This window comes from Bacillus sp. CDB3, from assembly GCF_002081505.1.
In the GTDB taxonomy this organism is placed as follows: Bacteria; Bacillota; Bacilli; order Bacillales; family Bacillaceae_G; genus Bacillus_A; species Bacillus_A cereus_AT.
The window spans coordinates 1-12,632 of the sequence record NZ_ALBR01000023.1 but is presented as its reverse complement, the minus strand read 5'-3'; the positions used below and the strand labels follow the sequence as shown (position 1 = coordinate 12,632).

Here is a 12,632-nt window from a genome sequence, read left to right as displayed (position 1 = left end):
TATTAGGGCGGTTTCCGTGGTAACAGGGTATAGGGTGGTTTCCCTGGAACAGGGTATGGGCGGTTTCCCTGGAACAGGGTATGGGGTGGTTTCCCTGGAACAGGGTATGGGCGGTTTCCCTGGAACAGGTATGGGCGGTTTCCCTAGAATGGATATACCAGTTATCTATAACCTTGATTTTTAATAGGGATACCACTACATTGCTATCAAACTTTGAAAATACATTTTAATATCTATATACCAAACACCTAAACATACTTCTTATTAAATGCAGCAAATGAAATTACATTTTTCGATATAAAAAAACAATTGATGCCCATCATAAAGTAAAAAAACCTTCTCTATACGCTATATTAGAAGCTGATTAATAGGCACGCCAATATGCAAATCAATTATTAATAAAAAAGAGCTAAAACAGTTTTATCTGTTTTAGCTCTTCTTTACGTATTCAACTTAACAAATCTATAACTATGCGTAACTAACACTTTTAATATCGCATATCCTGGAATTGCTAAAATAACCCCCATAATTCCAAATAAATTTCCCGCAGTTAAAATGATAAATATAATAGTAATCGGGTGAATATCTAACTTTTTCCCCATTACTTGTGGTGAAATAAATTTCCCCTCTGCTAATTGTACAACCATCATTACGATAATTACCTTTAAAATCATTGCTGGAGAATCAATAAAAGCGATAATTAACGCTGGCGTTATTGCGATAATTGGTCCTACATACGGAACAACGTTTACAATCATCGCCAGAATAGCAAGTAATACCGCGTATTTAATGCCGATAATAAGATAACCAATGAATAGCATAATCCCGATAAATAAACTAACGATAATTTGTCCTCTAATATACGAACTAATCGCATAATGCATATCATCTAGTATTCTCTTCGCAGCTGGTTGTCTTTGCTCAGATATAAACCTTAAAAAATGATTCGGTAATTGCTCACCATCTTTTAAAAGATAGAACAATATAAACGGAACCATTACAAATGTTAAAACAACTTCAGTAAGCGTACTTAAAAATCCAGTTACATTTCCTGTTACTGACGATAATGATTTTGTAAAGTTCATTGTGGAATCTTTTACGATATTCGCAACATCAATATTTAAACTTTCCTGCATTCTACCAATTACATTACTTTCTCCAAATTTACGTGCTGCCCTTTCAATTTCATGCCCGAAATATGGCAAGTTATCTATTAAAGCATTTACTTGATCTTTAATAATCGGAATAACCGTCACCGCAAGAAAAACAAATAATCCAAGAACAAGTATATATATCGAGGCAATAGACACAATTCTCGAAACACCTTTTCTCTCTAAAAGAGAAACAAATGGATGCAATATATAAAATAGTACTCCCGCTAATAATACTGGGAAAAAGATTGTTTTTAAAAATACGACGAACGGTGTAAAGACGAATGATATTTTTGTAAGTAATAATATATTTACAAACAGCAACGCGAACCCAAGTAGTACAGCTAAATAATTTTGTTCTTTAAAAAACTTTTTCAACTTATCTCTTTTTCTTATATTTACTTTTTCCAAGTGTACCACCTCTCTAATTAGGAAAAGCCCTAAAAAGGGCTTTATGAAATAATTAGTAATAGCCTTTATTTCCTTGTAGCTTTTACTACAAATGATACAATAAGAATTAACACAATTGCACCTAATAATGCTGGCACGACATGAATCCCACCAAATGATGGTCCAAAAGATCCAAATAATCTGCTGCCTAACAAAGCACCTAATAAACCTGCAATAATATTTCCGAACATACCAGCCGGAAAATTTTTACCCGTTATAGAACTAGCAATTGCACCTATAATAGCACCAACTATTAATGTGATAATCCATCCCATTTTTAGTCCTCCATTTCTATTATAGTGTATTTCTTTTTGATACTAAATTATTATGTAACTATTATAATTATTATATCCAATAAAGAAAAATCTTGTCAAATCTATGAAAATAAAGCCTACAAGGAGGTTTTACCCTATGATTCAAAAATTAATAACAACTTCCCACAACACCGCTGCTTCTATTTTAAACATTCAAATACCCGCTTATGAAATCGAGGCGAAATATATAAATAGTACCGCTATCCCTCGTCTTTATGATACTGTAGCCGATATTCAATCATGTGATGAAATTTTTTACGGCTATTTTTATGAAGATACACTTGCCGGGTTTATTTCATTTAAAATGGATGAAGAGGAAGTTGATATTCATCGTTTAGTAGTATCCCCTGATCATTTTCATAAAGGAATTGCAACAAAACTACTACTATATGTATTTGACATGTTCTCCCCTTCCAAAACATATATTGTACAAACAGGGAAAGAAAATACCCCTGCTCTATCTTTATATAAAAAATACGGATTTATTGAAGTAAAGGATATCATATTACCCGATGGTGTGGTTTTAACCTCCCTTAAAAAATCAGAAAACAACGAATAGTTTGACTCATTAATTTATTTATGTTATCCTTTACTTTATAAAACCTTTTGCTGAGTCCAAATTTTGGAGCGGGGGAACCATTTTTGTAGCCATGCTACTTGGGGCGAATCTTATTTAAGTAGGGAAACTCTCACTTCCCGAGTCCGACAGCTAACCTCGTAAGCGTAATGGGAGAGGAAGGTGCTTTTTGCCTATGTTACACAGTGTACCTCCTTAATTATAAATATGGAATCGATACCATTAGACACCTATATTTATAGAAAAGGAGACATGTATAATGTTACGTTTATCTGATCACGCAATAAAAATGATGGAGCAAAGACTCCGACTCGAACAGCACCGCACATATCAAGCAAACAAGGTTGTAGATAATTTACATCACAAATACTTCTTTCAACATATTTTCCAGCCGAAAAGATAAAGAGAAAAACACAAGGTGTGTCTACAAAGACATTCCTTGTGTTTTTTATATTTCTTATAAAATTCTTACTACATTTAAACTTGCCGTATGCAAATATATATATTTTTATAATCACCAAAGATTTCAAACATAATTAAATAATCTGAGTCCATATAAATATAAAACTCAGGGTGCTTAGTTGCGCTTTATAAATACTGTCTACTTGACAGGGGGCACTGCAGCGCTACCCCTCTCCTTTACTTAGCAATAAACCGATTTACTTTAATCACATTTTTCATTTCAATACGTGGTGTTACGCCCTGAATCCCGTCAGGGTCAAATCCAATCCAATCTTCTTCTGAGCTTTTTAGCCAATCAAAATCAAAAATATTGGACCATGAAGATATCATTTCTTCTTCAGAATAACCTTCTTCTAATTGGTTATACTCTTCTTCTGTTTGAGCTAATAACCATTTATTTAAAACATAATGCCAAGAGTCAAAACATGACCAAAGAATATCCTCATCTGGTATGTCTAATTTCAAGATAACACCTTTTTGACCTTTAGGTAGCATCCCTGGTCGGTTCTGATCTGGTCTTTTATGCCAAATCCATACAGGATAAGTTGAACCATCATAATTAGGAAGCCTTTCCTCCATCTGTTCCATCATCCAAGCATACGAAGATTTAAATTCTGGCCAAACATATTTTTCATTACCGCTATAAAAACCGTCTTCTCTCATTTTCTTATATATGTGAAGAGGTTTAACTGTGTATACTATCAAATACGCACTTCCCATCTAACTATTAATCCGTCTTTTATTATAATACAAAAAATAACAACCCATCAAACAAGATGGATTGACTAGGTAGCTTTTGCAATTGTCCTCTTTTTAGCAAATTATTTCCTCGCCTTAATAATAAAAGTAGTCGGCACCATTCTAGCTTTATATAAAGAATAATACTTAGTAGAAGGCTCAGCTCGTTCTTCATCAAACGAGCTCGATGGTTCAGGCTCTTCTATTCTCTCAATTGTAAATCCCGCTCTATTTAGCTCATTTATGTATGTACTCATTTTTCTCTTATATAATGTCGCTTGTACTTCTTCTCCTTTAAATGTTTCAAACATAATTGAAGTTTCTTCATGATAAGAAGACTTTAAAGCAATTTCTTCTGTACCATACTGTAAGTTTGAGTATACGGGATGCTCCCAACTAAAAATAAAGCTCCCCCCTGGCTTTAAGTATGAATAAATAAGTTTTAATGTTTTCTCTAAATTTGAAGTCCAACCTAATGCATAGATAGAATATACAATATCAAAATACTCATTAGGAATATTTCCTTCCTCTTCCATTGCTCCACAAATTAAATTTGGATTCCAAGATTTTAACGTTTCATTCGCTGTATTAATTTGTGTACTTGAAAGATCAAGACCCCATAATTCCTCTGCTCCATGTTCTGCCATGTATTGCAACGAATGCCCACTTCCACACCCAATATCAAGAACCTTTTTATTTTTAATTGAATCAAACAAATGAATCTCATCTTCAGACGCTGTATACGGACCGTATTTAGGTAAACAATCAACTTGAAAGAAATACGGTGCAACTGTATCCCAACACTTTTTATTTAAAGCTAACATTTGTGTACCTTCCATACCCTGCATTCCCCCATCCAATTTTCTTTCCCTAATATAAATTACACATTATAACCCGATCTCCCTTTCTCTTCACTCGATAATTTTTCACTTTCGCAATCGTATCGCACGCTCTTGTAGCTTTGAAAGAGTGTGCGATTATAAGTGAGCGACAAAAGTTGATTTTACAATAAAAGAAACCCACTCATTTTGAAAAAAATTAGTCAAAATGAGTGGGTTACCTTTTTACACACGATTAATTTCTATAAAAAATATTAATCATTTTGGTCTTCGATTTCTAGGAAATTCTCATGGTTGTATCGTATAAAATCACTTATTCTCTTAATAGTAAGACGAGCTGTTTCATTGAACTTAATATACAACGGATTAATTGATTCAGAAAGTTCCCTAGTACTGTCAAGCTCCTCACGTGTAACAGCAAACTTCTCTAAAGTATTGGGACAATTATATTTTTTAAGAACTAATTCAGTTTCTTCTAGGAGCAGATACATAGGCTCTTCCCCAAAATACTGTAATCCATTTTTGATTGCTGACCAAATTTTAGGTTGGGCCCTAAAATAGGCACTCCACCAATAGAACTCATACTTTGATTCAATTGCATGGTCATAATATACACGAAATACAAACAATGCTTTCTGTCCAGTGGTTAGCTCTTTATAAAAAAGTTCTTTTGAAATGGAACTATTTTCTGGTTGTTTAGCCATTCTTTTTTTATACTCCAGAATCAACGGCTTAAAACAAACATTAAGTAAGGCTTCATCAGCTAAAGCATCGAACTCCTGTCTTTTCATCTGTACTATCATTCAATCACTCCCTAGTGATTATTATACAATGATTGAAATTTAGATCACACAATATTATAAAAACAATCCTACTGTATCTCCATGATTTAAAATGAATATCCACCTTTTTTACATATTATGGTATAATTATAGAAGATTCATAGTTAGTCATTTATAGTTCGCGCTAACAGGTTGGAAATGAAAAATCATCCCCTGTTGACGACTAACTCAAGTATTTATTAAGTTGGGGTGATCTTATGAAAAAGGTAATTAGTTTAAGTTTTATTCTTTTCAATTTCATCACGTTATTCGGATGTTCAACTATAGCAGAACATTCTTTAGAAACTGGAAACGGCAATATGGAATTATTAACACCAACGATTACAACAAAAGATAATGAATTAGAAATTAAAACTGAGGGCATCGCTGAAAATAAAGTAACCTTTATTTATGTTGCCAATACAAAAGTATTTGAACAAAAAATAAAAAATGATGAACCCTACAAACTTGATATTACGAGTATCAAGGATGCTCATAGAACAGATTACAAACCAAGAGTTCAACTTTGGCAAACGAAAGATGATACTCAAGATGGAGACATGGTAACCTTTAAACAAGTTAGATATACAGTTGAAAAAGAGTAGTTATAAAAAGAGAGGAATCTTTTTTAAAATAGATTCCTCTCTTTTTTTATATGGAGACTATGCCGTGCTTTTAAAGCTGAACTACTCCCTTTTCTTTACGATGCATGTTCATCTTTCTTCTTCATTAACGCTCTCTTCTTCATCGCTTTCGTTAAGTATCCACCTTTAAACGAACGGATTTCATAAGAAGACATAAATGCTTTTGGTGCAATTTCATTAATAATTTCTAAAAGCTCTTTCTCTCTAGAGCGCTTAGCAACGATATCTAAGCGATAACGTATAGAATTAATACCTTCACCTTCGAATACTGTAACACCAAATCCAGAGTGACGTAATTCATCTACTAATTCATTACAACGGTCTAGTAAACTAACTTGATACGTAATATAACCAATTGCTAATTTATTCTCTATATAACCGCCTAATAATAGTCCCGTACTAAAGCCAATGACATAGGCAATAATGTTCATCCAATTTGATAAATCTTGAAACACAATACCTAAACTGACAATGTAAATAGCTCCTTCTAACAATCCAACACCAGCAGCGGATCTTGTTTGATTCTTTACAAGCAAAATCGTACGGATTGTTAAAATTGGAACATAAATAATTTGAAGCACAAAAATAAGTAACGCTTGTAACATTGGTATCCACCTCTTTCACGAATTCTTTTGTCATGATAACATACTTAAGCTTTAGAAATCGATGGGTTTTTAAATTTTCTCGGAATTTTTTCCACACTATTGAAAAACCTAAAAAAGAAGCGTATTATATTTGGTCGTTAATTCGATTGTCATTATTAAATTGCTCATAGTATATTAACTATTGCGTAATTTATTCTCAAATAAAAAAAGGAACCCGGTTAGGTTCCTCTCATTATAACTCTATGTTTTTCGAAGCTTGTTCTCTTTGCTTCTCTTCTTCTTTTACTAACTGCATATTTGCATAGGCTAAATTCGCAATCATTAAAAAGTGACCACCTAAAATACCCGTACCAAATGCCCACATTTCCATTTCATGCTCAATTTCATACATAATGATAGCCCCTAATATCGCGGCTGCAAATCGGTTTAAGACTCCTAATCCAGGAGCCTTTTCTTTCATTACAATACTTCTTCCTAGTTTCTCCACTCTACGAGCTAATAACCAAAGGCAATATGCGCTAACTGCTAAACCAATACCGAACCCTGTCACTTGTTTTCCAAATGGAGTAATCGCCCACATTAGTAGTAAACCACTAAAGATTGTATACAATTGTAATCGATATACACGTAAGGCTACTTGAATCAAAATATCCGCTCCTAATTTCACATTTTATTATGTGTCAGAAGAAAAGCAGCAACTTACACAGTTGCTGCTTTCTCTTGTTCTTGTTCCATTTTTTGAATTTCAACACGTTTAATTTGATAAGCATCTTTTTCTAACACTTTAAATTCATAACCTTCTGCTTCAACGTATTGTCCTTCTTCAATTTCATGATTTTGCATCATAATCCATCCACCGATTGTATCCACATCGTCTTCTTCAATGTGTAATCCAAACAAATCTTTTACTTCTGAGATAAGCACTTTTCCATCAACAATTTTATGATACTCGTTCACATGTTGAATTGGTGGTGCTTCATCTTCATCATATTCATCACGAATTTCGCCGACGATTTCCTCCAATATATCTTCAAGCGTTACAATTCCAGCTGTTCCTCCGTACTCATCATATAAAACAGCCATTGGAATTCGCTTTTTCTGCATTTGCAGTAATAAATCATGAATTGGAGTAGTTTCCATAACTTCAATAATCGGACGCATATACGTGCGAATCGATGATAAATCTTCTTTATCGTTGTTCATATATCGAATAAAGAAATCTTTTACATTGACCATACCGATAATATCATCTTTATCTTCTCCAAAAATCGGATAACGTGTGTATCGTTCATTTTGGATTACTTTCATGTGTTCTTCTACTGAATCTTCAAGATAGAAACCAACGATTTCCGTACGCGGTACCATGATTTCTTTCGCAATGCGATTATCAAATTCAAAGATATTATTTACATACTTGTATTCAGCTTGATTAATTTCTCCACTTTCATAGCTCTCTGAAAGAATAAGACGTAACTCTTCTTCTGTATGAGCTACTTCATGTTCAGAAGCTGGCTTCAAACCGAATAAACCAGTTACAACACGAGCAGAACCATTCAATACCCAAATAAATGGATACATAGCTTTATAGAATATCATTAACGGACCTGCTAATAACAATGTCACTTTTTCAGCTTTTTGAATTGCCATCGTTTTCGGAGCTAATTCCCCGACTACAACGTGCAAGTACGTCATCGTCATAAATGCAAGACCAAATGTTAATACTGATGAGATAGAAGGATTTAAATTCCATTTCTCAAATAATGGGTGTAATAATTTTTCTATCGTCGGTTCACCTAACCAACCAAGTCCCATCGCTGTAACTGTAATACCTAATTGACAAGCAGATAAATATTCGTCTAAATTTGTTGTTACTTTTTTCGCTGCTAATGCGCCGCGTTTCCCTTCCGCAACAAGCTGATCAATGCGACTTGAACGTATTTTTACAATCGCAAACTCTGCTGCTACGAAAAATCCAGTAAATGCGATTAAAACCGCAACCATGAATAAATTAAATATTTCCAATGAATCCCCTTAGTTAAAAAAACTAAGGTGTCCACCTCCTGTATACTATAATGTTTTCTTATTTGTTCGTTAGAAAACATAGCCCGATACAAAAATTAAAGAGGTCGGATTTCACTTATTCTATAATAATAGAGCAAGTGTCTGTATTAAAGCTGTCGTTTGACCTGATAAAGATTTCGATATTTTTTCACGTTGTGAATCAGTCAATTCATCTAAAAGAGGCTTTAACTCCGTTAGTTCTGCTTCTAATCTATGAATATGGTCTGTCACTTCATTCACATGTTTCGAAACGTGTTCATTGATACCGAGCAGCTTTTTCTTCTCCTCGATTTTCTCTTTAATCTCACAAAGCGGCATATGCATTTCTTTGCACTTCTCAATAAATTGTAATGTCTCAAATGCTGTTTCGTCGTAATAGCGATAATTAGATTGAGATCGCTCCGCTTTTAAGATACCTAGATTCGTATAATAATCAATCGTTCGTTTCGACACGTGAGCCATGAGAGCCAACTGTCCGATTCGATACACCTTCCCAACGATCTTCCCCCCTTGTTTATATTACTCTAATCATACAATACATAAACTGTACAGTCAAACGTGACGGTTTGTCATTCACAATTTATACACAATTTCATGTCTCATCTTATACTATTCAAAAATATGTGCCCTATTATTGCTGCAAATTTTCTTTCGGTACCCATCCTGCTTCACCATCTACCGTTTCAAACCAAATCCATCCATTCTGTTCTGCTAACCCAATTAGTATTTCTCCACTACTCAATTGTAATTCTTTTGCAGTATATCGCTTTATAATAACTCCACTTTCATCTGTACACTTGCTTATTATTTGCTCTGTTACCCAACCTTTCCTATTATATTACTCCTCCGAACAACGCACCCAGTTATCGCAAGTTTTTGGTCCCTTATACTTTTCACTAACAGAAACAAGATCTCCCTTCTCTAAACGAATTGGATCCGGATAATCACTGGCATGAAACTTAATAGAAATATTTTCCATAACACTCTGTAATAATCAGAAAATTAAGTTATAATGTCATTATAAAAAAAGAAAGGAGACTACGCTCATGTACTACAACACTTCATTCGAAAACGATCAACCTGTAGGCCGTCTATAATCTAAGACGGGCATTCATATAACAAGTGCGCCATGCCTCGTCTTAGGGAATAAATCATACCCCTAAAAATAGACGGAGGTCATTCAAATGAAACAAACAATTTTAGGAGCTATATGTTTATCACTAGCAGCAAGTATTTGGGGCGGTATGTACGTCGTTAGTAAATACGTACTCGACTTTATCCCGCCACTTACACTCGTTTGGCTACGCTTTATTATCGCTTTTGTTGTTTTATATATGATTTTGAAAACAACTGAAAAAAAGCAAAAGAAAAAAGTAACCATCTACAAAAAAGATTGGCTATTATTCGCTTGGATTGGATTCATCGGGTATTTCATTTCAATCACATGTCAATTTATCGGAACGAAATTATCCGATGCTCATACAGGCTCCTTAGTGACATCGGCTACCCCTGCATTTATGGTTATATTTGCAGCGCTCATTTTAAAAGAGAAACTAACTACTCGTAGACTTTTATCAACTATAATAGCGACAATCGGTGTCATTATCGTTATCGGATGGGATATTGAAATCGGCTCCTATTTTATCGGTACAATCATTTTAGTTGGAGCCGCTATTACGTGGGCTTTACTGTCCATTTATGTAAAAATCGCTTCAGCTCGATTTTCATCTTTAGTTATTACCACGTACGCAATATTTTTTTCACTCTTTTTCATTACACCTTTTATGATATGGGAATTCCAATCAAGTCCTATTGAACATATGAACATGTACGTATTATTAGGCGTACTCTATTTAGGAATCGTCTCAACCGCAGGTGCATTTTTCCTTTGGAATAAAGGGTTAGAATTAATGGATGCTAGCATCGGTTCCTTATTTTTCTTCTTCCAACCGCTCGTTGGTTCGCTACTCGGCTGGCTTTTATTAAATGAGACATTAAGCAGTAACTTTTTCATTGGTGGTATCCTTATTATATGTAGTGTTCTAATTACTACTTTTGAAAAGAGAACGTAGTATAAAAAACAGGCAGAGACCTAGTCTCTGCCTGTTCGCATAATTGGATCTTGGTCGTGAAACCCAATGCAAATTGGTATATTACTTTGTATTCCACTACATGCACTTATAAAACTACACACTGTTCTTACAATTAAATATAAAGTAATACCTACAGACTTTTTATCTGAATCAAAGCCATTTTCACCATAAATATCAGCTAACTCTCCTAAAGATGGTCCTTCTATTTCATCCATCCAATCACTTGCCCAATCATCATCTTCTTCTTCAAGAAACATATAATCGTCACAAATATAAAACTGACTATCCCACTCATTATCAAGATCATACTCAAAATAAATCGCCTTTGCTTCTTCACTCTCAGCAATCTCTAACGCTTCTTTCAAACCTATTCTCATACTTTCCTTGTATAAGTCTAATGGAATTAATTTAATGCGCTCCGCATCCTCACTTGACGCTAGTGTGCGACAAATATCATAATACTTCAATTCTATTTGAGATACTGATAACGAAAATATATCTTCCTGCATTTCCTCTAAATACTGAAACATATCCAAACTATTTCACTCCATACTCTTTACGCACTCCAATGCGATGGACGGGACAATAATTTCGGTAATTTCGTATGTTTGTCCCCTCTCGCCGCATTAACTTGAACTTGCGTCAGAAAAATACTATTTGTAAAATCGGCCCCACGAATATCTGCATCTCGCAAATCCGCTCCGATGAGATCTGCTCCTCTTAAATCTGCACCATTTAAGTTAGCCGCAATTAAGTAAGCTCCTCTTAAATTCGCACCTTGTAAATCTTTCTTTTTCAGATTTGCTCCCATAAGATCTGCTCCGCGATGAATGATTCGTTTCTTACGCGCAGCATTCATTTCCTTCCATACTAATTCGCTCGTTTCTAAAAGGAGAATGTTCACTTCTGCCCTATGCATTGGAACATTTATTTTCATTAACTCATCTGGATTTAAATTCGAAAGTCGCTCTGTCTCTTCAATTGCTGTCTTCAACTCTTTATGAATTGGCTGTGTTGCCTTTAAAAGAATCGCCTCATTCAAATACCAAAGCATTTCATGAAGCTGATGCATAACCGGAAAAGCATCATACATTTTTCTCGCATGCTTAGCATCTTTCCGCCAATCGATTCCTTTAAACGTAACTTGAGAGATCTTCTGCCCAGCGCCGAAACATTCAAATACTGTACAGCCTTTATAGCCATTTCCTCTAAGATTTTTATGTATACTACATTTAAAATCTGATTGTAAATTGGAACATGGTTTACCACCATCTTTATTCACTGCAAAATCTACCGATGCTGCGAACGGTAATGCCACACAACATAATCCAAAACATTTTTCACAATCCGCTTTTAAACTAATGTAATTTACATCCTCTTCTACATGAAAATAATCGTTATTATTAGTCAAAATATATACCCCCTGCTACCTTTCGACTATTCCATAATAATCCAACTATAGTAAATTATCAAATTTAAAATAAACGGTTATATTTCATTTCAAACAACAACAACATAATCCTTTTATTTCTTTTCAATTAAAAAAGACTTTTAATAAAATATTAATTATAATTAAATTAAGAACTTTCAAATAACAAGGAGGATTACGATGGCATTAGAAATGAAAACAAACTGTCAAATTTGCGAGCATTCTCTTCAGCCCGATTCTGAAGCATACATATGCGTGTATGAATGTACATTTTGTGCACCATGTACAGAGGAAAGGCAAAACGTTTGTCCGAATTGTGGCGGCGAGTTAGTACGTAGACCGAAAAAGAAATAATAAAAAGNANANAGANAGATCGTACTAGTATTATTAGTTGTTACTAGTACTATATATATATATTAGTTATATATACTAGTACTACTAGTACGTA

The 12,632-nt window shown here is 34.1% G+C and carries 16 protein-coding genes, 3 pseudogenes and 1 riboswitch; of the genes and pseudogenes, 6 read left to right on the top strand and 13 right to left on the bottom strand.

Annotated elements, in window-relative coordinates:
• Positions 1-184: pseudogene (locus CDB3_RS32030) on the top strand (hypothetical protein); the annotation flags it as partial.
• Between the two features lie 256 nt (positions 185-440).
• On the opposite strand, the gene CDB3_RS07925 reads toward CDB3_RS32030, so the two are convergent.
• Both CDB3_RS07925 and CDB3_RS07920 read right to left on the bottom strand, forming a co-directional pair.
• On the bottom strand, positions 441-1,562 hold the full coding sequence (locus CDB3_RS07925; RefSeq protein WP_128854026.1) for an AI-2E family transporter: 1,122 nt from the start codon (positions 1,560-1,562) through the stop codon (positions 441-443).
• A 65-nt stretch (positions 1,563-1,627) separates the two neighbouring features.
• Complete coding sequence (locus CDB3_RS07920) at positions 1,628-1,876, bottom strand: GlsB/YeaQ/YmgE family stress response membrane protein (RefSeq protein WP_128854025.1); 249 nt, start codon at positions 1,874-1,876, stop codon at positions 1,628-1,630.
• Between the two features lie 136 nt (positions 1,877-2,012).
• Between CDB3_RS07920 and CDB3_RS07915 the strand changes: the two genes are divergently transcribed.
• Both CDB3_RS07915 and CDB3_RS31595 read left to right on the top strand, forming a co-directional pair.
• Positions 2,013-2,474 carry a GNAT family N-acetyltransferase gene (locus CDB3_RS07915; protein WP_128854024.1) on the top strand — a complete coding sequence of 154 codons (462 nt, stop codon included), beginning with the start codon at positions 2,013-2,015 and terminating at the stop codon, positions 2,472-2,474.
• 38 nt (positions 2,475-2,512) lie between these two features.
• Positions 2,513-2,655: riboswitch (cyclic di-AMP (ydaO/yuaA leader) on the top strand.
• Positions 2,656-2,751: 96 nt separating this feature from the next.
• Complete coding sequence (locus CDB3_RS31595) at positions 2,752-2,895, top strand: hypothetical protein (protein WP_000945246.1); 144 nt, start codon at positions 2,752-2,754, stop codon at positions 2,893-2,895.
• 236 nt (positions 2,896-3,131) lie between these two features.
• On the opposite strand, the gene CDB3_RS07910 is transcribed toward CDB3_RS31595, so the two are convergent.
• The 4 genes and pseudogenes from CDB3_RS07910 to CDB3_RS07900 form a co-directional block, all read right to left on the bottom strand.
• Positions 3,132-3,659, bottom strand: coding sequence for a DUF3841 domain-containing protein (locus CDB3_RS07910; protein WP_128854023.1), 528 nt, complete (start codon positions 3,657-3,659; stop codon positions 3,132-3,134).
• 116 nt (positions 3,660-3,775) lie between these two features.
• A complete protein-coding gene (locus CDB3_RS07905) occupies positions 3,776-4,531 on the bottom strand; it encodes a class I SAM-dependent methyltransferase (protein ID WP_128854022.1) in 756 nt (251 codons plus the stop codon).
• Positions 4,532-4,572: 41 nt separating this feature from the next.
• Positions 4,573-4,646, bottom strand: a pseudogene (locus CDB3_RS33065) (CGNR zinc finger domain-containing protein); the annotation flags it as partial.
• 139 nt (positions 4,647-4,785) lie between these two features.
• Complete coding sequence (locus tag CDB3_RS07900) at positions 4,786-5,334, bottom strand: hypothetical protein (RefSeq protein WP_128854021.1); 549 nt, start codon at positions 5,332-5,334, stop codon at positions 4,786-4,788.
• A gap of 236 nt (positions 5,335-5,570) precedes the next feature.
• On the opposite strand from CDB3_RS07900, the gene CDB3_RS07895 reads away from it, so the two are divergent.
• Positions 5,571-5,957, top strand: a complete 387-nt coding sequence (locus CDB3_RS07895; RefSeq protein ID WP_128854020.1) for a hypothetical protein — start codon at positions 5,571-5,573, stop codon at positions 5,955-5,957.
• Positions 5,958-6,052: 95 nt separating this feature from the next.
• On the opposite strand, the gene CDB3_RS07890 is transcribed toward CDB3_RS07895, so the two are convergent.
• The 5 genes and pseudogenes from CDB3_RS07890 to CDB3_RS07870 all read right to left on the bottom strand — a co-directional run bounded on the left by CDB3_RS07890 (position 6,053) and on the right by CDB3_RS07870 (position 9,641).
• Entirely contained in the window at positions 6,053-6,601 is a 549-nt protein-coding gene (locus CDB3_RS07890; RefSeq protein ID WP_088122707.1) for a DUF2179 domain-containing protein, read from the bottom strand.
• Between the two features lie 232 nt (positions 6,602-6,833).
• The gene (locus tag CDB3_RS07885) at positions 6,834-7,247 is read right to left on the bottom strand and encodes an ATP synthase subunit I (RefSeq protein WP_000616833.1); all 414 of its coding nucleotides are present in this window, start codon (positions 7,245-7,247) and stop codon (positions 6,834-6,836) included.
• Positions 7,248-7,300: 53 nt separating this feature from the next.
• On the bottom strand, positions 7,301-8,623 hold the full coding sequence (locus CDB3_RS07880) for a hemolysin family protein (protein WP_097833217.1): 1,323 nt from the start codon (positions 8,621-8,623) through the stop codon (positions 7,301-7,303).
• Positions 8,624-8,743: 120 nt separating this feature from the next.
• On the bottom strand, positions 8,744-9,151 hold the full coding sequence (locus CDB3_RS07875) for a MerR family transcriptional regulator (RefSeq protein ID WP_071747471.1): 408 nt from the start codon (positions 9,149-9,151) through the stop codon (positions 8,744-8,746).
• Between the two features lie 142 nt (positions 9,152-9,293).
• A pseudogene (locus CDB3_RS07870) lies at positions 9,294-9,641 on the bottom strand (SH3 domain-containing protein).
• A 205-nt stretch (positions 9,642-9,846) separates the two neighbouring features.
• Between CDB3_RS07870 and CDB3_RS07865 the strand changes: the two are divergent.
• Positions 9,847-10,734, top strand: a complete 888-nt coding sequence (locus CDB3_RS07865; protein WP_128854019.1) for a DMT family transporter — start codon at positions 9,847-9,849, stop codon at positions 10,732-10,734.
• Positions 10,735-10,754: 20 nt separating this feature from the next.
• Here the strand turns inward: CDB3_RS07865 and CDB3_RS07860 are convergent, their stop codons facing one another.
• Together CDB3_RS07860 and CDB3_RS07855 are read right to left on the bottom strand one after the other, a co-directional pair.
• Positions 10,755-11,291, bottom strand: a complete 537-nt coding sequence (locus CDB3_RS07860; RefSeq protein WP_128854018.1) for a hypothetical protein — start codon at positions 11,289-11,291, stop codon at positions 10,755-10,757.
• Between the two features lie 20 nt (positions 11,292-11,311).
• Positions 11,312-12,166: a pentapeptide repeat-containing protein gene (locus tag CDB3_RS07855; RefSeq protein ID WP_128854017.1), complete on the bottom strand. Its 855-nt coding sequence runs from the start codon at positions 12,164-12,166 to the stop codon at positions 11,312-11,314.
• Between the two features lie 198 nt (positions 12,167-12,364).
• Here CDB3_RS07855 and CDB3_RS07850 point away from each other — a divergent pair, with 198 nt between their 5' ends.
• Positions 12,365-12,538 carry a DUF1272 domain-containing protein gene (locus CDB3_RS07850; RefSeq protein WP_128854016.1) on the top strand — a complete coding sequence of 58 codons (174 nt, stop codon included), beginning with the start codon at positions 12,365-12,367 and terminating at the stop codon, positions 12,536-12,538.
• The last annotated feature ends 94 nt before the right edge of the window (positions 12,539-12,632 follow it).